Annotated in this window: 22 protein-coding genes; 3 read left to right on the top strand and 19 right to left on the bottom strand. The window is 75.4% G+C overall.

Features of this window, described 5'->3' with window-relative positions; translation table 11 throughout:
- Positions 1 to 144 precede the first annotated feature (144 nt).
- Positions 145 to 990 (bottom strand): SDR family NAD(P)-dependent oxidoreductase, encoded by an 846-nt coding sequence (locus tag AC4MBH_RS18140; protein ID WP_491796647.1) that lies wholly within the window; start codon positions 988 to 990, stop codon positions 145 to 147.
- A 59-nt stretch (positions 991 to 1049) separates the two neighbouring features.
- Here AC4MBH_RS18140 and AC4MBH_RS18135 point away from each other — a divergent pair, with 59 nt between their 5' ends.
- Together AC4MBH_RS18135 and AC4MBH_RS18130 are read left to right on the top strand one after the other, a co-directional pair.
- Positions 1050 to 1253 carry a hypervirulence associated TUDOR domain-containing protein gene (locus AC4MBH_RS18135; protein ID WP_491796645.1) on the top strand — a complete coding sequence of 68 codons (204 nt, stop codon included), beginning with the start codon at positions 1050 to 1052 and terminating at the stop codon, positions 1251 to 1253.
- Between the two features lie 3 nt (positions 1254 to 1256).
- The gene (locus AC4MBH_RS18130; protein WP_491796643.1) at positions 1257 to 2159 is read left to right on the top strand and encodes an SDR family NAD(P)-dependent oxidoreductase; all 903 of its coding nucleotides are present in this window, start codon (positions 1257 to 1259) and stop codon (positions 2157 to 2159) included.
- Between the two features lie 100 nt (positions 2160 to 2259).
- Here AC4MBH_RS18130 and AC4MBH_RS18125 read toward each other — a convergent pair whose 3' ends face one another.
- The 15 genes from AC4MBH_RS18125 to AC4MBH_RS18055 form a co-directional block, all read right to left on the bottom strand.
- The gene (locus tag AC4MBH_RS18125) at positions 2260 to 3360 is read right to left on the bottom strand and encodes an FUSC family protein (protein ID WP_491796641.1); all 1101 of its coding nucleotides are present in this window, start codon (positions 3358 to 3360) and stop codon (positions 2260 to 2262) included.
- Positions 3361 to 3396: 36 nt separating this feature from the next.
- Entirely contained in the window at positions 3397 to 4623 is a 1227-nt protein-coding gene (locus tag AC4MBH_RS18120) for a glycosyltransferase family 2 protein (RefSeq protein ID WP_491796639.1), read from the bottom strand.
- Positions 4620 to 5699, bottom strand: coding sequence for a glycosyltransferase family protein (locus AC4MBH_RS18115; protein ID WP_491796638.1), 1080 nt, complete (start codon positions 5697 to 5699; stop codon positions 4620 to 4622). Before AC4MBH_RS18115 ends, AC4MBH_RS18120 begins: the two co-directional genes overlap by 4 nt.
- Positions 5696 to 6475, bottom strand: coding sequence for a TauD/TfdA dioxygenase family protein (locus AC4MBH_RS18110; protein WP_491796636.1), 780 nt, complete (start codon positions 6473 to 6475; stop codon positions 5696 to 5698). Before AC4MBH_RS18110 ends, AC4MBH_RS18115 begins: the two co-directional genes overlap by 4 nt.
- 7 nt (positions 6476 to 6482) lie before the next feature.
- A complete protein-coding gene (locus tag AC4MBH_RS18105) occupies positions 6483 to 7529 on the bottom strand; it encodes a D-alanine--D-alanine ligase family protein (protein ID WP_491796634.1) in 1047 nt (348 codons plus the stop codon).
- A gap of 1 nt (position 7530) precedes the next feature.
- On the bottom strand, positions 7531 to 8826 hold the full coding sequence (locus AC4MBH_RS18100) for an ATP-grasp domain-containing protein (RefSeq protein WP_491796632.1): 1296 nt from the start codon (positions 8824 to 8826) through the stop codon (positions 7531 to 7533).
- A 227-nt stretch (positions 8827 to 9053) separates the two neighbouring features.
- Positions 9054 to 9749, bottom strand: coding sequence for an O-methyltransferase (locus AC4MBH_RS18095; RefSeq protein WP_491796630.1), 696 nt, complete (start codon positions 9747 to 9749; stop codon positions 9054 to 9056).
- A complete protein-coding gene (locus AC4MBH_RS18090; RefSeq protein ID WP_491796628.1) occupies positions 9746 to 10969 on the bottom strand; it encodes a sedoheptulose 7-phosphate cyclase in 1224 nt (407 codons plus the stop codon). The genes AC4MBH_RS18095 and AC4MBH_RS18090 overlap by 4 nt, the downstream gene beginning before the upstream one ends.
- Entirely contained in the window at positions 10966 to 11616 is a 651-nt protein-coding gene (locus AC4MBH_RS18085) for an HAD-IA family hydrolase (protein WP_491796626.1), read from the bottom strand. Before AC4MBH_RS18085 ends, AC4MBH_RS18090 begins: the two co-directional genes overlap by 4 nt.
- A 177-nt stretch (positions 11617 to 11793) precedes the next feature.
- Positions 11794 to 12846: an NAD(P)/FAD-dependent oxidoreductase gene (locus AC4MBH_RS18080; protein ID WP_491796624.1), complete on the bottom strand. Its 1053-nt coding sequence runs from the start codon at positions 12844 to 12846 to the stop codon at positions 11794 to 11796.
- 589 nt (positions 12847 to 13435) lie between these two features.
- The gene (locus AC4MBH_RS18075) at positions 13436 to 13957 is read right to left on the bottom strand and encodes an isoprenylcysteine carboxyl methyltransferase family protein (RefSeq protein ID WP_491796622.1); all 522 of its coding nucleotides are present in this window, start codon (positions 13955 to 13957) and stop codon (positions 13436 to 13438) included.
- A gap of 3 nt (positions 13958 to 13960) precedes the next feature.
- Positions 13961 to 15031 (bottom strand): type III polyketide synthase, encoded by a 1071-nt coding sequence (locus AC4MBH_RS18070; RefSeq protein WP_491796620.1) that lies wholly within the window; start codon positions 15029 to 15031, stop codon positions 13961 to 13963.
- Positions 15028 to 16173: an FAD-dependent monooxygenase gene (locus AC4MBH_RS18065; RefSeq protein WP_491796618.1), complete on the bottom strand. Its 1146-nt coding sequence runs from the start codon at positions 16171 to 16173 to the stop codon at positions 15028 to 15030. The genes AC4MBH_RS18070 and AC4MBH_RS18065 overlap by 4 nt, the downstream gene beginning before the upstream one ends.
- Positions 16170 to 16985, bottom strand: coding sequence for a UbiA family prenyltransferase (locus AC4MBH_RS18060; RefSeq protein WP_491796616.1), 816 nt, complete (start codon positions 16983 to 16985; stop codon positions 16170 to 16172). Before AC4MBH_RS18060 ends, AC4MBH_RS18065 begins: the two co-directional genes overlap by 4 nt.
- 8 nt (positions 16986 to 16993) lie before the next feature.
- Positions 16994 to 18043 (bottom strand): NAD-dependent epimerase/dehydratase family protein, encoded by a 1050-nt coding sequence (locus AC4MBH_RS18055; RefSeq protein WP_491796614.1) that lies wholly within the window; start codon positions 18041 to 18043, stop codon positions 16994 to 16996.
- 82 nt (positions 18044 to 18125) lie between these two features.
- Here AC4MBH_RS18055 and idi point away from each other — a divergent pair, with 82 nt between their 5' ends.
- Complete coding sequence (gene idi / locus AC4MBH_RS18050; protein WP_491796612.1) at positions 18126 to 18677, top strand: isopentenyl-diphosphate Delta-isomerase; 552 nt, start codon at positions 18126 to 18128, stop codon at positions 18675 to 18677.
- A 9-nt stretch (positions 18678 to 18686) separates the two neighbouring features.
- On the opposite strand, the gene AC4MBH_RS18045 is transcribed toward idi, so the two are convergent.
- The 3 genes from AC4MBH_RS18045 to AC4MBH_RS18035 form a co-directional block, all read right to left on the bottom strand.
- Positions 18687 to 19679: an aldo/keto reductase gene (locus AC4MBH_RS18045; protein ID WP_491796610.1), complete on the bottom strand. Its 993-nt coding sequence runs from the start codon at positions 19677 to 19679 to the stop codon at positions 18687 to 18689.
- Between the two features lie 646 nt (positions 19680 to 20325).
- A complete protein-coding gene (locus AC4MBH_RS18040; RefSeq protein ID WP_491796608.1) occupies positions 20326 to 22557 on the bottom strand; it encodes an enoyl-CoA hydratase-related protein in 2232 nt (743 codons plus the stop codon).
- Positions 22558 to 22580: 23 nt separating this feature from the next.
- A complete protein-coding gene (locus AC4MBH_RS18035; RefSeq protein WP_491796606.1) occupies positions 22581 to 23240 on the bottom strand; it encodes an acyltransferase in 660 nt (219 codons plus the stop codon).
- Between the last annotated feature and the right edge of the window lie 69 nt (positions 23241 to 23309).

Genomic DNA, 23309 nt, shown 5'->3' with positions numbered 1-23309 from the left:
GCCTCAGACGAACCCCGGTGGCCAGCGCCAGCCGAACCGGGATCAGGATTGCCGACGGCCACGATGCTGCGTGAGTCCGAGGTCGACGGCATCACAGACGGTATCCGCGCGGTCCGGTCCGAACCCCACCCGCACGGGCGACTTTCAGTCGGCCGGCCGGCTCGACGCCAGCCGGAACATCGGCCCGACCAGCCGGTCGTAGGCCCACGGCGCCAGCCGGAACGCCGCCATCATCGGGTAGTTCAGCAGCGCGGTCTGCACCTCGCCACCGGTGCCCGGCAGGCGCGGGCCGACCTGGTCGAGGACCACCTTGGCGACCCGCTCCGGGCTGATGCTCAGCGGCGGCGGGGAGTGCGCGTCGCCGTCGTCGTCGAGCGCCTTGGCGTAGATCGGGGTGTCGACGCTGCCGGGTGCGACGTGGCTGATCCGCACGCCCGGGATGTCGACGTTCTCGATCCGCAGCTGCCGCGCGAGCGCGCGCACCCCCCACTTGCTCACGACGTACGGCGTCATCTCGGGGATCGCGATGTGGCCCAGCAGCGAGCCCACCAGCACGAGGTCGCCGTGGGACTGCTCGCGCAGCACGGGGACGACGTGGCGGGCGACCGAGGCGGCGCCGAGCAGGTTGGTGGTGACGACCTGGGCGAAGTCGGCCGCCGAGGTGTCCTCGGTGCGGCCGTAGCTGACCACGCCGGCGCAGTGCAGGACCGCGTCGATCCGGTCGTGCAGCCCGAGGACGTCCTCGACCATCGCGGCGACCTCGTCGTCGTCGGCGACGTCGGCGGTGACCACGTCGGCCGACGCGGCCCCCGCCTCGAGGCAGGCGTCGGCGACGTCGGCCAGCGCGTCCTCGCGACGGGCCACCAGGACCACGTGGTGCCCCTCGCCCGCGGCCCGGAGCGCGGTGGCCTCACCGATGCCGCTGGAGGCACCGGTGACCACGACGACCAGCCCGGGCTTGCGGGCCGGCACGAGCAGCCAGGTCAGCACGACGACCCTCCCCTACGGGTGAGCACGGGGCACGGGTCGACGCGGCTAGCGTCGATCGCATGAGCATCAGCAAGGGAGACAAGGTCCACTGGAACACCTCTCAGGGCAAGACGGTCGGGAAGGCGGTGGAGAAGAGGACGGCGGAGTTCCAGCACGACGGCCAGAAGTTCAAGGCCAGCGACGACGAGCCGTACTGGATCGTCGAGTCGGACAAGTCGGGGGCGAGGGCCGCCCACAAGGAGTCCAGCCTCGAGAAGGGCTGAGCCGTGGCCCGATCGATCGTGGTCTTCGGCGCCAGCAGCGGCATCGGTCTGTCCGTCGCGCAGCAGCTCAGCGCCCGCGGCGACCGGCTGGTCCTGGTCGCCCGCGACGAGGCGCGACTGCGCACCGTCGCGGCGAGCCTGCCCGGCCCGGCGGTCGTCGCTGCGGCCGACGTCACCGACGCCGAGGCTGTCGAGCGCGCCGTGGCGGCCGGGGTGACGGCGTACGGCGGGGTCGACGGGGCGGTGACCACCGCCCAGGCGATGGCCTACGGCACCGTCGAGCAGCTGCCGGCCGAGGTGCTGAGCCGGCTGGTCGACGTCGCCGTCGGCGGCCTCGCCAACGTCGCCCGGTCGGTGCTGCCGCGGCTGCGGACCGCCGGGGGCGGCGACCTGGTCGTGGTCAGCTCGCTGCTGGCCGAGATCGCGGTGCCGTCGATGGGCGGCTACTGCGCCGCCAAGTGGGGCCAGCTCGGCCTGGTGCGCACCCTGCAGGCAGAGGTGCGCCGCGAGCGCGGGCTGCACGTGAGCCTGGTGCTGCCCGGCGCCGTCGACACGCCCATCTACCGCCAGGCCGCGACGTACGCCGGCCGCCAGGGCTCGGCCCCGCCGCCGGTCGCGACCCCGGAACGCGTGGCCGCGGCGGTCGTCAGGAGCCTGGACAAGCCGCGCCGGGTCGAGCACGTCGGTCCGCCCAACCTGATGGCCGTCGCGGGCTTCCGGCTCGTGCCGGCCGTCTACGACCGCCTCGTCGGCCGCATGGTCGACCAGGTCGTGCTGCGCGGGCCCGAGTCGCCCGCCGACCCGGGCAACGTCTTCGACGCCCGCCCGGAGGCCGAGCAGCTCCGCGGTGGCTGGACGCCCGGTGGCCGAATGCGGCGCGGGGGTCGGGCACGGTGGCGGGGCTGAGGCGAGGAGGTCCATGACCCCGTTGACGCTGCCAGGAACGGCACCGGCGGGGATCACCCCGAGAGCGAGGGCCCCGAAGGGTGAGAACGCCTGATCCCGCTCAACGGGGCGGCGGAGGCAACGCGTCGGTGGCCTCCAGCTGGGCCATGCCGGTGAGCATCAGCAGGTCGGCGATGAGCGAGCGCAGCTGGGCGAGGACCACTTCGGCGGTCATCTCGTCAGAACGCTCGACGGCGCTGGTCCGGCGCCCGAGCTCGAGCAGGCGGCCCCGCACCGCCTCGGGCATCCGGTCGGCGTGCAGCTCGGCGACCATCGCGTCGACGGCCCCGGCGAGGTCGTCGGCCAGCACGGCGTAGGTGCGCGGGACCGGACGGTGGTGGTAGGCCGACACCGCCACCTGCCGCACCAGCACCCGGGTGGTGCGCAGCGCGCGGTCGAGCGGGTCGACGATCTCGGCCATCCGCCTGATGCCGTGCCGGTGCCGCACCCGGAACGGCGACGACGCCACCACCGCCATCCCCTCGTCGGCCGCCGCCTGCAGCCGACGCACGAGGTGGTCGGTCGAGCGGGCGTCGTCGAGCAGGTCGAGGCCGCGGTCAACGTCGCCGTCGACCAGCACCGCGCTGGCACCGCGCAGCAGCTCGGCGACCTTCTCCAGCACCAGGCCGGCCTGCTCGCGCGGACGCCGCAGCGGTGCCGCCGGCACGACGGTGGCCGCCACCAGCGCCACGGCGCCACCGATCAGGGCGTCGGTCCACCGCACCAGCGAGTCACCGGTGGTCGGCACCAGCGCGACCACGAACACCGACTGGATCGCGGCCTGGTTGACGAACAGCGTGCCGGCGTCGAGCATCACCGCGGTCGTCATCGCGAGCCCGACGATCAGCGCGATCTGCCAGGCACCGGAGCCCAGCCAGAGCACCAGCAGGTCCCCGAGCAGCACGCCGATCGCGACACCGGCGGTCACCTCCGCGACCCGCCGCCACCGCTGCGCGTACGACGTCCCGAGGCTCACCACCGCCGCGATCGGCGCGAAGATCGGGACGTCGTGGCCGAGCACGTCGTTCGCCAGGAACCAGGCCACCCCGGCCGCGGCCGCGCACTGCGCCACCTGCCACCGCTTGTCGCGGAAGCGCTGCCACCGCTCCCCCAGGCTGCGGCGTCCGCGCTGCTGCACGCGCTCGAGCGGGGCGGGCTGCATGGCTGGGATCGTGCCACGTCCGCGGGCGGACGACGCTCAGGGAGCCCATCCGCCGTGCCAGGCCTCCAGCGTGTGGCGGGGCTGCCAGGGGGCGAGCCGGTGGTCCGGCTCGGGGTGGACCGGGGCCAGGTCGGCGCGTCCCCAGCGGACGGCGCGGCGGTGCAGGCGCAGGTCGGTCAGCTCGCCGACGCCGTCCACCGACCGGCTGCCGTGGCCCTCTAGCCCGTCGAGGGTGCTGCGCCACGCCCGCGCGTCGCCGAGAACGCCGTGCCGGAGGTCGAGGTGGAGCCGCGCCGTGACCAGCGACGCGTCGGCTGGCAGCACCCGACGGTCGTCGCCCACCAGCGCCCGCTGCTCGTCGGTCAGCCGCACCCGGGCGGTCGGCACCGCCGCGAGCAGGCTGTCGACGGTGACCAGCAGCTCGGTCGGTGCCAGCGCCGGCGCACAGGTGACGATCAGGTCCGCCGGGCCGCGCAGCAGTCCCCGCCAGGCGGTGCCGGGCCCCGCGACCCGGTCGGCCACGGCGACCGTCTCGGCCAGCACCGCGGCGTCCGAGCGGTCGCGCGCGCCGGCGTCGACGCCGTCGTGCCAGGCGACGGCGTCGGGCCGGTGGGCGAGCAGGCCGCCGGCCAGCCACGAGCGGTGCGCGATCTCCCAGTCCTCGCCGCCGTACGCCGTGAACGACTCGTCGAAGCCGCCGACCTCGTCCCACCACCACCGTGAGCACGCGAGCACCGCGGCGATCACGAACCGGTGGCTGGTGTGGTCGGCGTGCAGGAGGTCGGCGGTGTCGCGGTAGGCCTCGCGCAGCCACTCGGGCTCGGGCAGCTCGCGCCCGTCGCCGGACAGGTCGGCGTGGCGGCGGCGTCCCACCACCAGGCACTCGGGCAGCCGCGCCGGCAGGTCCGTGATCGCCGCGACGAACCCTGGCTCGGGCGTGGTGTCGGCGTCGAGCAGCACGAGGAGGTCGCCCGTCGTCGCCTCGACGCCGCGGTTGCGGGCGGCGGCCGCCCGGAACCCGTGGTCGGCCTGCCGCACCAGCCGGACGCCGTCCGGCACCGTCGGCGGCACCGCCGACCCGTCGTCGGTCACCACCACCTCGTCGGGCACCCGGGACTGCGCGGCGAGCGCCTCCAGGGTGCGGGCGAGCTCGCGCGGCTGCTCGTAGTGGCAGACGACGGCCGAGACCCGCAGGCCGGTGGCCGGAGGTCCGGCCAGGTCCCACCGGTTGCCGGGCACGGTGCCGCCGTGGAACGGCCTCACCGGGCCGTGCCGATCGTGCGCCACCAGGCGCGGTAGGCGAGCGCGGTGTCGCGGAGGCCGGGTCGGAGGTCGACGCCGGGGTCGACCCACGTCGACCGCGGCGCGCGCAGGGCGCTGCCGATCGCGTCGGCCAGGCGGTCGTCGCGGAACAGTGCGACGGTCCCGTCGCGCAGCGCCGCCATCTCGCGCGCGTAGACGCCGTCGCGCACGAGCGGACGGCGACCGGCGGCGAGCCAGGAGTTGAGGCTGCCCGAGGCCGAGACGTTGCGGTGGGCGACCACGGGCACGGCGACCGACCGCAGCACGTCGTCGACCTCGTCGTCGGGCAGGTGGCCGGTGACGTCGAGCGGCACGCCGCGCACCTCGGCCATCCGGCGGAGGTCCTCGACCTCGTCGTCGTGCCCGGCGGCCGGTCCGCCCACGACGAGCACCCCGACCTCGGTGCCGGTGCGGCACAGCGCGCTCGCCGCCCGCACCACCTGGCGGTGCCCCTTGCCCGGGTAGACGAACCCGAAGATGCCGACCACCGGGGCGGCCGGCAGCCGCGCACCGCCGGCCGCCGGCGGCGCCAGGACCGGGAGGGGGACGGTGGTCCCCGCGGCGTCGGGGTCGCACCACCGGGCGACGAGGTCACGCTCGTGGTCGGAGTTGGTGGCCCAGGCGCGGGCCGCCCGCACGACCCGCCCGTACGCCGCCGCCCGCTCGCGGAACACCGGGCCGTCGGTCGGCTGCGGCACGTCGTGCAGCGTCACGGTCAGCGCCACCTCGCGCGCGAGCCGCTCGACCACGGCCGCGGCGCGGTCGGGACGCGCGGCCAGCAGCCGGTCGGTCAGGTGCAGGTGCACGGGCTCCCGGCCGCCCCCCAGGCCCTCGGTGCCCCGCACCACCGGTGCGCCGCACGCCGCGGCGAGCGCGGCGGCGTACCGCGTCACCCCGTGCCGGGGATCGCCGAGCAGCAGGTGGCGCGGGACCGGCAGGACCGACCGCACGCGCGGCCGGCCGGTGCGAGCGGTGCTGACGGTGCTGGCCGTGCTGGCGGTGCGGTCCACCAGGTCGGCGAGGTGCGAGCGGCTCACCCGTACGTCGCCACCATGCCGCGGTGCATGACCCGGTCGCCCACGACGCCGGCGTGGTCGGCCCGGTGCAGCACGCAGGCGTTGTCCCACACGACGAGGTCGCCCTGGGTCCAGGCGTGGTCGTAGGTGTTGTCGGGCCGGGTGGAGTGCTCGAGGAGCAGGGCGACGAGCTCGTCGGACTCGTCCTGGTCGAGCCCGCTGACCGCGGCGCAGCGGGCCGGCGCGGTCAGGTAGAGCGACTCGCGGCCGGTGACCGGGTGCGGCCTGATGATCGGGTGGGCGGCGGCACGCTCCTCGTCGGGGCCGAGCTCGACGCCGGTGACGACGTGGGTGATCGTGCGGCCCTCGACCCGGCGACGCAGCTCGGCCGGCAGGGTGCGGGCCGCGCGGTACTGGTTGGTGAACTGCGTGGCACCGCCCTGCTGCGGCACGCTGACGGTCCGCAGCGCCGTGTAGGCCGGTGGTCGGCTGACGTAGCTGGTGTCGACGTGGAACGAGCTCTTCGGGGGCGCGGCGGAGTCCCAGCGCCCGACGTTGCTGATCACGTTGAGGTCGGGGTAGCCGTCGAGGGGTGCCTCGCCCGCGGTGAACGCGAGGTCGCCGAACCCGCGCAGGAACGCGAGGAAGTCGTCGTCGTCCAGCACCTGGCCGGGCAGGACGGCGACGCCGTGCTCGGCGAGCAGCGCGCGGAGCGGGCCCACGGGCCCGGTGGGGTCGTCGGCGACGGCGACGCCGGTCACCCGCACGCCGACGGGGTCGAGGATCTCGGTCTGCATCAGGGGCTCACCTTTCGGTCGAGGATCGGTACCCGGTCGCGAGCCGTACGGACGCGCCGAGCAGCTCCGGCATGGGTAGTCCGGCGGCCGCCGCCATCACCACGACCACCGAGGTCGGGGCGAAGGAGCAGTAGAGCGAGGCCTCCAGGAAGTACGGCACGCCGGCCGGGTCGACGCGGAAGTCGAAGAGCCCGTGGTGGCGGCAGCCCAGGGCGTCGTAGGCGCGCAGGGCGGCGACCTGCACCGGGGCCGTGACCGGGTCGGTGGGGTCGAGGACCCAGGCGTGCGCCGCGTCCTTGGCGACCAGCCCGAGCTCGCCGTCGGCGTCGCGGCGCAGCTTGTCGTCGTGGTCGCGCACGGGCTTGGTGACGGCGTCGACGGCGTACTCCTCGAGCGGCAGGGCGACCAGGCCGTCGCCCAGGTCGACGACGGCGCACCGCACCTCGCGCCCCAGCTCGACGTAGGTCTCGACCAGCGCCCGCCCGTCCGAGCCGTGGGCGCACGCCGAGGCCACGGCGTCGTCGTACGCCGCCGGGTCGCGCACGAGCGTGACCCCGAGCGAGTTGTCGGCGTCGGTCGGCTTCACCACGACGGGCAGCGCGAGCGGCAACGGGTCCCCCGGGCTGACCACCTGCGCGTCGGGCACCGGGACCCCCGCGGCCGCGACCACCGCCGACGCACGGGGCTTGTCGGCTCCGAGGGCCATGGTCTCGGGCCGGTTGCCGACGTAGGCGATGCCGAGCAGGTCGAGCAGCCCCCGGTAGGTCGTCATGCCGGGGCGGCAGAACATCTGGGGCAGCGCGACGTCGACGTCGAGGGCGGCCAGGTGGCCGACGGCCTCGGCAAAGGTCAGCGGAGGGGCCGCAGCGAGTGCGGCGTCGTCGAGGGTGGCGGGGAAGCGCCAGGCGCCGCCCGGGGAGACGTGCGCGACGACGTGCTCGTCGGCGTCCCCGACCGTGCCCGCGAGGGCGGCGAGGCAGCCGCGCGCGTAGAGCCGCGAGACGTCGTCGAGCAACGGGTCGACGGCGGAGCCGGTGAGGTGCAGGTAGCGCACGTCAGTCCCCCGCCGGCTCGACGAGCTTGCCGATGTTGACGTCGACCTTGAGCCACGGCCGACCGGCTCGCAGGTTCTGAAGCAGCAGCGACGGCAGGTGCAGGTGGTGCAGGGCCAGGAACGGCAGCGGGTCGTGACCGTCGAGCACGGCCTCGGTGCCGCGGGCGATGGTGCGCACGCGCCCCGGTGCGGAACGGGGGTGCCGCAGGGCCTGCCACAGCTCGTGGTGCAGCCAGTACGTCGGCCGCCCCCCGACCGGCGGCTCGACCGCCACCGCGCCGTCGTCGAGGTAGGCCGCAGCGACCTCCGGGCGGCCGGCGAGCAGCGTGATCGCCGAGTGGGTGCGCGGGTTGCACTCGATGGCCCGGACGGTGCCGTCGGCGTCCTCCATGAGGTCGAAGGACACCTGCCCGGTCAGTCCGTACGCCGCCACGAACCGCTCGACCCAGGCGCGCACCGCGGGGTGCTCGACCTGCTCGTAGGTCAGCTGCCAGGCCGACGAGCGGCAGCACGCCCAGACCTGCAGGCGGCCGTCGCGGGCCGTGCCGTGGGTGCACCACTCAGTGCCCTCCAGCAGCTCCTGGAGGATCCACGGCTCGTCGGCCGAGATCGGCAGGTCGCGCACGAACGCCGCCGTCTCCTCGGGCGTCGGACGGGGCAGCGGGGTCAGGTCGAGGCGGCGCACCGGGTCGTAGGGGACGCTCTTGAGCACCCACGGCCCGGGGTGGGCGTCGAAGTCGAAGTCGAGCACCTGCTGGGCGTCGGTGACCCGGTGCGTCGCCGGCACGGGCAGCCCGACCGCCTCGGCCATCTCGGCGAAGGTGCCCTTGTCGTCGATGCGGCGCAGCGTGTCGGTGTCGAGGTGCACCACCTCGCAGCGACCGGCCAGCAGCTCGGCGGCGCGAGCCTCGGGCAGGCTCGACGCCGGGGCCGACACCGGCACCCACACGTCGACGCCCTCCTCCTCGACGACCCGCAGCAGCGCGTCGGCGTAGTCCGGCGACGTGGGGTCGGGCACCACGCGGAACGTGTCGACGGCGCGGGAGAAGCGGTGGGCGGTGAGCCGGTAGCGCGCGGTCTCGACCAGGACGACGCGGTGCCCCGCGGCGTGGAACAACCGCGCCAGCACCAGCGCCTTGGTCATCTTCCCGCCACTGACGAGCACCGTGCGCCGATCCGCGCCGCGGGCCGGGCGCGCGCCGCGGCGCGCCACCGCGACGCCGGTGAGGAGCAGGTTGAGCGGCAGCGTCGCCTCCAGCAGCGCGATCGCGCCGAGCGTCCTGGCCGCGGTCGCCACCACCGACGCCGGTCGAGCCGGGCGAGCGCCGGACGCTGGTCGAGCCGGGCGAGCGCCGGACGCTGGTCGAGCCGGGCGAGCGCCAGCGAGCCCGAGTCGAGACCCGGTGAGGTGTTCGTCCACGGTGGGTGCCGACCCTGCGGGGGTCTCGACTCGCGGAGACTCCGTCCCCGCGGCTCGACCACCGTCGGCCCCCGATGTCCCGTCGGTCGAGGCCGCCGTCGCCGTCACGAGACCCTCCGCACCAGGGTCACGCCGTCGCGCAGCGGCACCAGCACCTGCTCGACCCGCGGGTCGGCGGCGAGCCGCTCGTTGAAGGCCGCGATGGCGGCGCCGTTGGCCGAGGGGGTCGCGCCCGACCAGGGCTCGCCCTGCAGCAGGGTGTTGTCGACCGCGACCACCCCGCCGTCGGCGAGGAGCCCGCGGTCGAGCAGGACGTCGAGGTAGCCGGCGTACCCGGCCTTGTCGGCGTCGAGGAAGACGAGGTCGAACTCCTCGCCGGCGTCGGCGAGCCCGTGCAGGGTGACGGTCGCGTCGCCGAGCCGGACGTCGACGAGCGCCCCCGCGGGCGTCGCCGCGAACGCCTCCCGCGCGACGGCCACGGCCCGCTCGTCGACCTCGCACGCCACCAGGCGGCCGTCGGCGGGGAGCGCCTCGGCCATGGCCAGCGCCGAGTAGCCGGTGAACATGCCGATGTCGAGCACCCGACGGGAGCGGGTGAGCGCGACCAGCATCCGCAGGAAGGCACCCTCGACGTGGCCGGACAGCATCTCCTCCTCGAGGCCGCCCTCCCACGCCACCGACCGGGTGCGCTCCTCGAGCGCGACCAGCGCCGGCGAGGCCGGCGTCGTGCACCGGGCGACGTAGTCGTCGAGACCGGTGATCAGCGCGGCGGCGATGCCGACCGGCGTCACCGGCCTCATGACTCGCGGGCGGTGTACTGCTCGACGCCCTCGCCACCGCGCGAGTAGCCGGCGGCGACCGCCTTGTGCACCTCCAGGATCTCCACGAGCTCGGGCACGGTGAGGTCGTTGACGAAGCGGCAGGTGCCGATCGGGTCCGGCACCGCCGCGCGCAGCAGCCCGTCGCGGGTCTGCAGGATCGACCGGGTGGCCCGCTCGAGCAGGTCGGCGGTGAAGAACGGGCTGTCGATGGCCAGCCCCACGGAGCTGAGCAGGGTCAGGACCCGGTCGCGCTCGGCGGCGCTGATGAAGCCACGCTGCTCGGCGATGGTGGCCGAGAACGCCATGTCGACGCTGATCGCGTGGCCGTGGAACAGCGGCGGGTCGGGTGCCAGCTCCAGCGTCGGGCTCCAGGTGTGGCCGTAGGCGATCACCCGGTCGAGGTCGAGCTCGTGCAGGTTGGGCACCTCGAGCTCGAGCATCGTGTGGATGGCGTCGTAGGTGACCCGGTCGGCCACCTCACGCAGGTGCTCCGCGCCGACGGCGTGCCCGAACGACGTGTGCAGCAGGTCGTCGGCGTACTTCTCGAGGGTCTCGAAGATGCCGCGGTGCGAGACCGTCGCGATCTTGATGATCTCGGCGATCCCGTTGCGGACCTGGTCGACGGGCAGCGTGCGCAGCATCGAGAAGTCGAGGAAGACCTGCTTGGAGGCGTGGTAGGCGCCCAACCGGTTCTTGTGCTTGCCGTGGTTGGCGCCGACCTTGATCGAGACGCTGGCGTCGATGAGGCCGATCAGGGTCGTCGGGATCCGCACGTAGTCGGTGGTGCGCTTGTACACCGCGCACGCGAAGCCGGCCACGTCGGTGGTCAGCCCGCCGCCGACGACGAGCACCTGCTCCTTGCGGTTGAGGCCGAAGTCGGCGAACGCGTCGACGATCGTCTCCAGCGTGCGCAGGGACTTGGCGGTCTCGGCGATCCGCACCGGGACGACGGTCAGGGCGATGTCGTGGACCCGGAAGTACTCCTCGGCCGCCGCGCCGTGCAGCCGCAGGACGTTCTCGTCGACCACCATGAGGCAGCGGCCCTGGGCGCGGAAGGTGTCGGCGAGCTCGGGGCGGTCGACGTCGAAGACGCCCGCGACGTACTGCAGCGTGTAGTCGATCTTCTCGTACGCCTCGATGCGGAACGCCGTCTCGGTGGCGGTCAGCCGGGCGGTCGGCTCGCCGACGACCGCGGTCACGAGCGCAGGTCCTCGAGGGAGAGGGCCTCCACCCGGCGGGTCGACCCGAAGTCGTGCCCGGCGGTGTTGCCGTTGGGGAACGCGACCACCGGGACGCCGGCGGCCTCCGCGGACACGACACCACCCAGGTTGTCCTCGATGGCGACGCAGTCGGCGGGCTCCTCGCCCAGCTGCTGCAGGGCGTAGGTGTAGGCCTCGGCGTCCGGCTTGCGGGCCTGCACCCGGGACACGTCGACCACGACGTCGAGGTCGGCGAAGGAGACCTTGCCGGCCAGCGCCCGGCCGAGCGCGTCGAGGTTGTCGCCCGACGTGGTCGTCACCAGACCCACCTTGAGGCCCTGCTGCTTGGCGTCGCGGATGACGTCAGTGACACCCGCGCGCGGCGCGATGTCGGTCGAGGTGAGGGTCTGCTGGTAGATCCGCGACTTGGTGGCGTGCACGGCGTCGGCGTCGACCTCCTCGCCCCGGGCGCGGGCGTAGTCGGCGACGCGGTCGCGGCCGCCGTTGGAGGCCAGCAGGCCGGCGTACTCCTCCTGGTCCCACCGCCAGTCGAGGCCGTGCTCGGCGAAGGCCTGGTTGAAGGCGTCGCGCTGGATCTCGGAGGTGTCGGCCAGGGTGCTGATCGATCCGAACAGGATGGCGGGCATGGTTCGTCCGTTCCGTGCGCGAGGGCGCACTGGGAGAGGCGGTCACGAGGACGCGACCGGGACTGGAGCCGGTCTGGCGGCGCCGAGTGTCCGATGGTCACCCGGCGCCTGCGGAGAAGGTGCCACCCGGCGCGACCCGGTCACACCACCCCTCGGGAGAGGCAGGACCGTTCCCGCCTAGCGCACCGGCCGCGCGAGGGCGCTCACGGCAGCCCCGAACACCGGCGGCAGCGCCCGCGCCGCGGGCACGACGACGGCGCGCAGCGGACGCGGCGTGGTCGCGGCGACCAGCCCCGCGGTGAGCCAGCGGTAGCGCCGCGTCAGGCGCACCCAGTCGGCCTCGTACGCCGCCGGGTCGCCCGCGGCGACCGCACGCACCGCCGCCCCGGCCTGCCCGAGGGCGAGCGCGACGCCCTCGCCGGTGAGCGCGTCGACGTAGCCTCCGGCGTCGCCGACCAGCAGCACCCGGCCCGCCGTACGACGGCGCGCCGACTGGCGCAGCGGCCCGGCGCCCCGGACCTCCGAGGCGGTCCCGGCGCCCGCGAGCCGTTCGAGGAGCGCGGGGAACGCGGCCAGGTGGTCGTCGTAGCCGCGCCGGGTCGAGGACAGCACCGCGACCCCAACCAGGTCGGCGGCGACGGGGGTCACGTAGGCCTCGGCGTCGCGGGCCCAGTGCACCTCGACGCGGTCGGTCCACGGCGCCAGCGCGTAGTGGCGCCGCTGTCCCCAGCGCGGCCGGCCCCGGGTCGGCGCGTCGAGCCCGAGGCTGCGGCGCACCGGCGAGTGCAGCCCGTCGGCGGCCACGACGTACCGGGCCCGGACGCCGTCGACGCGCACGCCGTCGTCGTCCTGGCTGATCTCCCCGACCCGCCCTGGGACCACCTCGACGCCCGCGGCGTCGACGGCGCCCCGCAGCGCGGCGTGCAGCGTGGTGCGGCGGACCCCGCGACCCGGCCCGGCCCCGAAGGACGTCTCGGCCCGCCGACCCCGCCCGTCGCGCCCGGCCGCGCAGTAGGCGATGCCCGTGATCGGGTGCCCGTCGGGGTCGACGCCGAGCGCCCGCAGCGCGTCGACCGCCCCCGGCATCAACCCCTCCCCGCAGGCCTTGTCGATGGTGTCCCGCCGCTGCTCGACGACCCGGACGTCGAGCCCCACGCGCGCGGCGTGCAGCGCCGTCGCGAGACCCGCCGGCCCGCCGCCGACGACGAGGAGGTCGAGGGGACGCGTCATCGGGGGGCGCCCACCGCAACCGACGCTGGTCGAGGAGGCCGGCCACGGCCGTCTCGAGACCACGCCGTACGACGCACGACCGACGCTGGTCGAGCCGCGGGGACGAAGTCTCCGCGAGTCGAGACCCCCGCAGGCTGCGCACCCACCGCAACCGACGCTGGTCGAGGAGGCCGGCCACGGCCGTCTCGAGACCACGCCGTACGACGCACGATCCCCGTCGGCAGCGCACCTCGCCGGGTCTCGACTCGGGCTCGCTGGCGCTCGCCCGGCTCGACCAGCGTCGTACGACGGCCAATCGCCGACGGTGGTCGAGCCGCGGGGACGAAGTCTCCGCGAGTTGAGACCCCCGCAGGCTGCGCCCCCACCGCAACCGACGCTGGTCGAGGAGGCCGGCCACGGCCGTCTCGAGACCACGCCGTACGACGCCCGACCCACGGTGGTCGAGCCGCGGGGACGAAGTCTCCGCGAGTCGAGACCCCCGCAAGGTGCGCACCGCGCCGGGTCTCGACCCGGGCTCGCTGGCGCTCGCCCGGCTCGACCAGCGTGAGTCGCTGGCGCTCGCCCGGCTCGACCAGCGTGGGACGGCCCCTCAAGCCGGCAACCCCGCCAGCGCCTGGTTCTCCACCCGGATCCGCACGGTCAGCAGGGCCGCGTTCAGCACGGTGAAGACCAGCGCGGTGATCCACGCGCCGCCGACCAGCGGGAGCGCGACGCCCTCGACGACGACGGCGACGTAGTTGGGGTGGGAGAACCAGCGGTAGGGACCGCCGGTCACCGGCGCGAGGCCGGGGACGACGATCACGCGGGTGTTCCAGCGCCGCCCGAGGGTCGTGATGCACCACCAGCGCAGGGCCTGGCTGGCCAGCGCCAGGACCAGCATGGCCACGACCAGCGCGGCCGGCGGTTCGGGGCGGCGTACCCACACCTCGACGAGCGCGCCGACCAGGAAGCCGGTGTGCAGCACCACCATGAACGGGAAGTGCCCCTGCCCGGTCTCGACGCCGCCGCGCTCGAAGGACCAGGCGGCGTTGCGCTTGGAGACGACGAGCTCGGCGAGGCGCTCCAGGCCGACGGCGACCACCAGGACGGTGAACCAGATCTCGAGACCCATGCCTCAAGCCTTCAGCAGCACGAGCTCGGAGCAGAACCCGGGTCCCATCGCGAGCAGCAGGCCGTGGGAGCCGGGTCGCGGTGGGCGGTCGGCGAGGGTGTCGGCGAAGACGTGCAGCACCGACGCCGACGACAGGTTGCCGACGCGCGCCAGCGAGTCCCAGGTGACGCCGAGGGCCGAGCGGTCGACCTGGAGCGCCTCGGCCATCGCCTCGAGCACCTTGGGGCCGCCGGGGTGGGCGACGTACCACTCGATGTCGTCGCGGGTCAGGCCGTGGTCGGCGAGGAACCGGTCGACGTCGCCGCCGACGTGCTCGCGGACCAGGTCGGGGACGGTGCTGTCGAGGACGATCTTGAGACCGCCGGCGCCGACGTCCCAGCCCATCGTGCGCTCGGAGTCGGGGTAGAGCCGGCTGCGGCTGGCCAGCACCTCGGGCCGCGGACCGGTGTCGGGCCGTTCGAGGTCGGCGGCGCGGCGCGAGCCGGCGGCGACGACCGCCGCGGCGCCGTCGCCGAACAGCCCGCTGGCCACCAGGTTGGCGACCGACGGGTCGTCGCGCTGCAGCGTGAGCGAGCACAGCTCGACGGCCATCAGCACGGCCACGGCGTCGGGGTGACCGACGAGGTAGTCGTGGAGGCGGGCCACGCCGGCCGCCCCGGCGACGCAGCCGAGCCCGACGAGCGGCATCCGGACGACGTCCTCGCGCAGCCCGATGACGGCCGCGACGCGCGCCTCGAGCGAGGGGACGGCGAGACCGGTGACGGTGGCGCTGATGATCAGGTCGACGTCGGCGGGGGTGAGGTCGACGGCCTTGAGCGCGTCGACGACGGCGCGGGCGCCGAGGGCGACGCCGGCCTCGATGAAGGCGTCGTTGGAGTCACCGAAGTCGCTCAGGTGGGCGTACTGCTCGAGGGGGATCGCGGTGTGGCGTGTCTGCACGCCGGCGTTGGCGTGGAAGCGCTCGACGACGCGGCGGTCGATCGCGGCCTCCATCCGGTCGACGTAGGCGTCGGTGATCTCCTGCTGCTGGTAGCGGTGGTCGGGCAGGGCGCCGCGCACGCTGAGGATCTTCACGGGTTCTCCTTCGCCGAGGACAGGGGCACGAGGGACCGGGCGAGCCCGGCGGTCAGGCGGGGGGTGATGCGGCCGCGGGCGAGGCCGAGCTCGACGAGGTCGTCGAAGACCCCCTGGTCGCGCTCCGAGGCGCGCAGCCCGGCGTCGAGCACCCGGCCCGACCGGCACAGCCGGGCGGCCAGGGCGGTGTGCCGCAGGTGCCGGGCGAGGATCGGCCGGGTGGCCCGCCGGTGGCGTCGTCCGGCGCTGCCCGGGTCGCCGGCGGCGACCGCCTCGGCGGCGGCGCGTCCGGCGGCGATCCCGGTGGCGACGGCGTAGAAGATCCCCTCGCCGGTCATCGGGTTGATCAGCCCGGCCGCGTCGCCCGCGAGGAGCACCCGGCCGTCGGGCGGGTGCCAGCGGGCGGTCGAGAGCGGCAGGTGGTGGCCGACCCAGTCGGTGCCGGCGCCCGTGCTCCCGGGCAGCAGCGCCTCGAGCCGAGCGAGCAGGTGGGCGCGGGTGGGAGCCGGCCGGCCGTCCTGCAGCAGCTCGCCGTAGCCGACGTTGGCCAGGCCGTCGCCGCGGTCGAACGACCAGGCGTACGCCGGTTGCACCTCACCGATGCCGAAGACGATGCGCTGGGTGCCGCGCTGGTCGGCCGGCGTGGGGGCGTAGCCGCGGATCGCCAGCGCCGTGGGCACCTGCGGTCGACCGAGCGAGCGGCGTACGGCGGAGTGGGCGCCGTCGGCTCCCACCACCACGGCGGCGTCGTCGAGCTCGGCGGGGTTGCGGACGCGGCGTCGCGTGAGCCGGGCGCCGGCGGCCTGGGCGGCCTCGACGAGCCGCGCGTCGAGGATGCGGCGCGGCACGACGTACGCCGGCCGGGTCATCGTGCGCACGACCCCGCGGGTACCGCGGACCAGGTGCAGCCGGGTGACGGGCTCGCGGTCGTCGAGCAGGCCGGTGACGCCGACCTCGGCCAGCAGGTCGAGCACGTGCGGGGCCACCCCGTCGCCGCAGGCCTTGTCGCGCGGGAAGGGCGAGCGGTCGAGCAGCTCGACGTCGAGGGTCGGGTCGACGGCCAGGGCGCCGAGCGCCGCGGCGGCCCCGGCGGGTCCGGCGCCGACGATGGTGATCGTGGCTGCGGGTCGTCCGGCGCTCATGCCGCCAGCACCACCAGGACGACGTCGACCAGCGCGATCGCGACGGCCGCCCGGAACGGCGTGCGGCCGCGGGTCACGGCCGCCGTCACGGCCAGCACGGCGACCGCGCCGAGCGCGGCCCACGCCAGGAGCGAGGGGTCGCCCGGCCCGAGCACGGCCAGCACCGAGGCGGCGGCCAGCACCACCGCGGCGGTGACGCGCGACGCCGCCTCGCCGAGCCGGTGCGGCAGGCCGCGGACGCCGGTGCGCTCGTCGTCGGCGAGGTCGGGCAGCGCGTTGAGCAGGTGGGCCCCGACGCCGAGCGCGGCCCCGGCGGCCACCAGCCACCAGGCGGCCCACGCGGGCTCGGGCGCCGCGAGCGAGACGACGGCCGGGAGCGTGCCGAACGCGACGGCGTACGGCAGCCAGCTGAGGACGGTGGCCTTGAGGCCGAGGTTGTAGGCGTGGCCCATGCCGACCACGAGGGCGAGGTGGACGACGCCGACGCGCCACCCGGCGGCGAACGACAACGCCACGCAGGCAACTGCCGCCGCGACCAGGCAGGCGCGCACCAGCCCGGCGTCGAGGCGCCCGTCGGCCAGCGGCTTGTCCTGGCGCCCGACCTCGGCGTCGCGGCGGGCGTCGACCAGGTCGTTGACCCACCCGATCGTCAGCTGGCCGGTGAACACCGCCGCGGTGACGACCACCGCGGTCGGGGCGTCGAGGTCGGCCGCGACGGCCAGCAGGGCGGCGAGCGTGGTGACCGCGACGCACGGGCCACCGTGGGCGGCCCCGGCCAGGGCCCCCACCGTGCTCCCGTGCGCGGGAGCCACGCCCACGCTCACGGACGGGCCCGGCGGCTGACCGGACCGTCGCGCACGGCATCACGCAGGGCGGCCGCGACGGAGCGGGGCCGGAGCACCGCGGTGTCGCCCGCGGCGCCCTCGGTCATCCCGGCCAGGACCTCGCCGAAGACCTCGGCGGCGTCCTTGGTCGGCGCCCAGCCGAGCTCGCGGCGGGCCCGGCCGCTGTCGAGCAGCGGCAGCGCGAACGCGAGGTCGATCCAGCCGGGGTCGAGCTGCTGCACCCGGGCGTGCCACGACGCCGAGACGGCAGCGCGGAGCACGGACGACGGCACGTGCACCAGCCTGGCACCGAACGCGTCCGCGATGACCTGCGCGGTGACCGGCGTCTCGGTCGCGAGGTTGAAGGCGCCGCCGGGGCGCTGGTCGACGACCCGGGCCACGGCGTCGGCGACGTCGTCGGCGTGCACGATGTTGAACGCCAGGCCCTTGTCGAGCGGCAGCACCGGCAGGTGGCCGAGCACGCCCGACGGGACGAATCCCGGGATGCCGTACCTGAGCAGGGCGCTGCCGGCCGCGCGCTGCCCGATGACCCCGGGCCGCAGCCGGGTGACGACCGTGGCGGTGCCCGAGGCCTCGTGGTCGTCGAGGAGCCGCTCGGCGGCCACCTTGTGCCGGCTGTACATCGAGGTGCGCACGCCGTCGGTCGGGTAGGACTCGTCGACCGGCACGTCGTCGGTGTGCGGCGAGTAGGCGCCCAGCGACGACATGTGCACCAGGTGCGGCACCCCGGCGCGCTCGACGGCGTCGATCACCCGGCTGGTGCCGCCGACGCCGAGCTCGGCGAGCCGGTCCGGCCGGTGCGACGGCTGGAACCCCCAGGCGAGGTGCACGACGACGTCGGCGCCCTCGAACGCCTCCCGCAGCCGCGGCTCGTCCCCGGGGTCGGTGAGGTCGACGCTGTGCCACTCCCTCGACCTCCCGCTCGGAACCCGTCGGGCCAGGCCGACGACCTGGTGCTCGCCGCCGATGCGGCGCAGGACTGCCGAGCCGACGTTGCCGGTCGCCCCGGTGACCACGATGCGCATGTTGGAACCTCCTGCGTCCGTCCTACCGGTGTCCCGTCGCCGCCGCCTCACCCGCCTAGAGTGGAGTGGCAGGCTGGTGGCCATGACCGCCCTCACCGCGGACGACGTCGTCGTCCTCCTCGACGACGACGGCACCCCGATCGGCACCGCGCCCCGGGCTACCGTCCACACCACCGACACGCCCCTGCACCTGGCGTTCTCGTGCCACCTGCTCGACGACGAGGGGCGCACGCTGGTCACCCGCCGGGCGCTGAGCAAGCGGACCTGGCCGGGCGTGTGGACCAACTCGTTCTGCGGGCACCCGCGGCCCGGCGAGACCCCCGAGGACGCCGTACGCCGGCACGCGCAGCACGAGCTCGGCCTGCCGGCCGAGGCGGTGTCGGGCCTCGAGCCGCTGCTGCCCGACTTCCGCTACCGCGCCGTCGACGCCGCCGGCGTCGTGGAGAACGAGGTCTGCCCGGTCTTCACCGCGGTGACCACCTGGGAGCCCGTGCCGCACGCCGAGGAGGTCGCCGAGCACCGCTGGGTCGACGTCGCCGACCTGCTGTCGGTCGTCGAGCGGGCGCCGTGGGCGCTCAGCCCGTGGCTGGTCGAGCAGGAGCCGGCCCTGCGGCTGCTGCTCGACCGGCGCTGACCGGGGCTCCTACCAGCGGGGGTGGATGTCGGCCCGCAGCCGGTCGTCGTACAGCGCGCGGACGGCGTCGAGGAACGCCTCCGGCAGCGGCGCGGCCGCACCGGCGACCGCGTTGGACTCGGCCTGCGCGCGGTTGCGGGCACCGGGGATGACCGTGCTGACGCCCGGCTGCTGCACCACCCAGGCGAGCGCGGCCTGGGCCGGGGTGAGGTCGAGACCGGCCTCGGCGACGAGCTCGGTGAACGTCGCGGCCGCGTCGACGCCGGTCTCGTAGTCGACGCCGGAGAAGGTCTCGCCGACGTCGAACGCGCTGCCGTCGCGGTTGTAGCTGCGGTGGTCGTCGGACCCGAACGTGGTGGAGCGGTCGTAGCGGCCCGACAGCAGCCCCGAGGCGAGCGGCACCCGCGCCACGATGCCGACGCCGGCGTCGTGCGCGGCAGGCAGCACCTCGTCGAGCGGCTTGCGACGGAACGCGTTGAGGATGATCTGCACCGACGCGACACCCGGCCGCGCGATCGCGGCCAGCGCCTGCGCGGCGGTCTCGACGCTCACGCCGTACGCCGCGATGGTGCCGTCGGCGACCAGCGCGTCGAGCGCGTCGTACGTCGCGTCGTCGTCGATCACGGCCGACGGCGGGCAGTGCAGCTGGACGAGGTCGAGGGTGTCGACGCCGAGGTTGCGCCGCGACCGGTCGGTCCACTCGCGGAAGGCGGCCGCGGTGTAGTTCTCCGGCGCCTGCTCGACCCGGCGCCCCATCTTGGTGGCGACGGTGATGTCCGAGCCCGGGTGCGCAGCGAGGAACCGCGCGATCACCTGCTCGCTCCGCCCGTCGCCGTACACGTCGGCGGTGTCGAGGAACGTCACGCCGGACTCGACCGCCGCCTCCAGCACGTCGAGCGCGTCGTCCTCACTCACCTCGCCCCAGTCCGCGCCGAGCTGCCACGTGCCGAGTCCGACGACCGACACGTCACGACCGGTCCTGCCGAGGGTGCGCTTCTCCATGCCACCCACCCTGGCAGGTCGGTGGAGACCCACCACGGGGTGAGCCACCTGCGGTCATGCCAGCGGCGACCCACGCTGGTCGAGGAGGGCCGCCAGGCCCGTCTCGAGACCACCCCCACGCCGGTCGCCGAGTGGTGGTTTCGAGGCGGTTGCCAGCGCAACCTCCAACCACCGTGGGGTGTCGGTCGCTGGCGCAACCTCCGAAATCGCCGGTGGCACCTCCCGCCACCCACGCTGGTCGAGCCGGGGGAGCGCCAGCGAGCCCGAGTCGAGACCCGGCGAGGAACGCACCCACGACGACCCACGCTGGTCGAGGAGGGCCGCCAGGCCCGTCTCGAGACCACCCCCATGCCGGTCGCCGAGTGATGGTTTCGAGACGGTTGCCAGCGCAACCTCCTCAACCACCGTGGGGTGTCGGTCGCTGGCGCAACCTCCGGAATCGCCGGTGGCACCTCCCGCCACCCACGCTGGTCGAGCCGGGCGAGCGCCAGCGAGCCCGAGTCGAGACCCGGCGACGTACGCACCCACGACGACCCACGCTGGTCGAGGAGGGCCGCCAGGCCCGTCTCGAGACCACCCTCAGCCGGTCGCCGAGTGGTGGTTTCGAGACGGTTGCCAGCGCAACCTCCTCAACCACCGGGGCGGACTACTCCCCCACCAGCACGTCGTCGTACACCTGGCGCGGGCGGCGTACGGCGGCCAGGGTGTCGGGCTCGGTGGCGGCGTCGTCGAGGACCTGCAGGGTGGCGCGGATGGCGTGGGGCGGGAAGGAGGCGAGGGTGGCGGCGAGCTCGCGGGCGGCGGTCGCGGGGTCGGTGGCGATGCGGTTGACCAGCCCCAGCGTGAGGGCCTCGCGGGCCGGCACCCGGCGGCCCGTGAGGGCGAGCTCCGTGGCGAGCCGGGGCGGCACCAGGCGTGGCAGCCGGACCAGCCCGCCGTTCTCGGCGACCCCGCCGGCGCGCACCTGGTCGAGGGCGAGGCCGGCGTCGTCGGACAGCACCACGACGGTGCAGGCGAGCGCGGCCTCGCAGCCGCCACCGACGGCGTCGCCGCCGACGGCCAGCACCACCGGCTTGCCGAGACGGCGGTGGGTGAGGCCGGCCCAGCCCGAGGTCGGCAGGTGCTCGGGCGTGCCGGCCAGCCCGGCCGGCGCCAGCAGCACCAGGACCCCCGCCGCACGATCCGCCTCGAACGCGTCGAGCACCCCGGCCAGCTCGTGGTGGGCGTCGGCCGGCAGGTCGCCGACGGTCACCTCGACGACCGCGCCGTCGCGCGCGACCGCGACGTGCTCGTAGGAGTCGCGCCAGCCGACCGGCGGGCGCGGCACCAGCTCGTCCATCCGCTCGCGGGTGAGCGTCACCCGGTTGGCCGGGCCGGTGGCGCGCACGAAGACCCGCTCGCCCACCGGCTCCCGGTCGCCCTCGAGCCAGTCGGCGAGCTCGTCGTCGCCGGGCACGTTGGCCGCCACGAAACGGCGTCCGGCGGCGTCGCGCGCCACCACCACCGCCGTACGACGGGAGCGGCCGTGCCGCACGGTCCAGGTCTCGACGGTGGCCCAGCCGTCGTCGGGCTGGTCGACCAGCGGCACGGCGCGGCGCCGGTCGACGGCGTCCTGCATCGCGGCGTCGTCGCCCTCGCGCCACGGCGCCGGGTCGGTGCAGTAGACGCCGACGGAGACCTTGGACAGGACGCCGCCGTTGGCGCTGACCACGCCGACCGTGCCGGGCTCGGCCCGGGTGCGGGCGACGACCTCGGCGATCGCGTGCATCGAGTAGTTGTTGCCGGGGCCGCCGAAGAACGGCAGCCCGCCGGTCACCGTGAACCCGCGCGGATCGTCGGGGTCGAGCCCCAGCCCGTCGAGCAGCTGGAAGACGGCGAACGGGAAGCACGAGTAGAGGTCGAGGTGGTCGACGTCGTCCAGCGCCATCCCGGCCATGCCGAGCGAGGCGTGCACCGCGACGGGCTGGGTGGGCGCGACGGACAGGTCGGCGCGGTCGAAGAGGTCCTGCTCGCGCAGGTCGCAGTGGCCGTGCAGGAACACCCACCGCGACGGGTCGACGCCCAGCCGCTGGGCGGTCGCCACCGAGGTCAGCACGACCGCGGCGCCCTGGTTGACGAGGTCGCGCGAGACCAGCAGCCGACGGTACGGCGCGGTGATCATCCGGTTGCGCTCGTCGACCTGCACGAGCGTCTCGGCGTCGAGCACCTCCGGCGCGACCGCGTGCGGGTTGGCCGCCGCGACCTGGGTGAACGGCGCGAGCAGTGCTCCCATCGAGGCGACGTACGCGTCGCGGGACTCGCCGCGCGCGGCCCGGCGGGCGTTCTCGCCCAGCGCGTAGAGGCTGGCGATCTCGTGCAGCCCGTGCACGAGCGCCCGACGGGAGACCATCCCGCGCAGGCCGAAGCCGCGGTCGTCCAGCTGCCCGCCGGGGTCCTCGCTCCAGTCGGGCGCGGGGTCGGCGCCGGCGAGGTGCCGCTGCGTCGACATCGCCTCGCCCCCGGCCACCAGGACGACGTCGGCCCGGCCGGCGGCGATCTCGCGCGCCTGCTCGGTCACCAGCTTCTGCGGCGAGTGCCCGCCGCCGACCTCCAGGACGGCGCGGGCCGGGTCGGCCCCGATGCGCTGCGCGATCGAGCGCGGCACGTTGGTCGACCGTCCGAACGGCACGTCGGTCAGCGGCGTCGACACCTCGAACTGCCTGGTCGCGGCCACGACGTCGACCACCGACGGGTCGAGGCCGGCGTCGGCCAGGGCGGCCAGGGCGGCCCGGGCCGCCAGGTCGACGTGCGAGAGCCCCTCGTAGCCGGGGTCGTCGATGCGCTCGGAGCTCTGTCCGACGCCGACGAGCACCGGCGTCCTCGGGTCCAGGTCGGTCACGCCCCGACCCTAGGACCCGACGATCAGCTCAGGGCAGCGGTGGTCTCGGGGCGGAGGTCGCCGGACGGGGTGACCCAGCCGAGGCCCGGCTCGTAGCGGCGCAGCACGCGGGCGGGCGAGCCCCCGACGACGGCGTGGTCGGGGACGACACCGCGGACGACGGAGCCGGCGGCGACGACGACATTCCGGCCGATCGTGGTGCCGGGCAGGATGATCGCCCCGTGGCCGACCCAGGTGCCCGCACCGATGCGCACCGGGGCGTGTGGGCCGAGCTGGCGACCGATGGGGGTCTCGGGGTCCTGGTAGCCGTGGCTGGCGTCGCACACGAAGACGCCCTGGCCGAACCACACGTCGTCGCCGAGCTCGATGGACTCGTGGGCGGTCAGGGTGCTGCGGGCGCCGATGACGCAGCGGTCGCCGATCACCAGGCCGCGGGGGCGCGCGCCCGGGTCGTCGGCGCCGTAGCCGACCGACAGCGTCACGTGCCGTCCGACCAGGGCCTCGCGGCCGATGTGGATCGATCCCGGGTTCATCAGGGTCGCCATCGGGAAGCCGATCGCGGTGCCCTCACCGAGGCTGCCGAACGAGTCACCCACGCGGGTGCCGGGGATGACGTCGCCGACCCGCTGCGCCCACCCCCACGCGGCGTGCACGACGGAGCTGAGGGCGCGGCGGACGATCACCTCGGTGAGGGTAGTGGCGGCCACCACCGCGGGCTCGACCAGCGTGGGTCACCGACCAACGGTGGTCGA

It is taken from the genome of Nocardioides sp. WJ219 (assembly GCF_058559815.1).
Note: the sequence above shows the minus strand (reverse complement) of the source record. Positions and strands in the feature narration are given on the sequence as shown.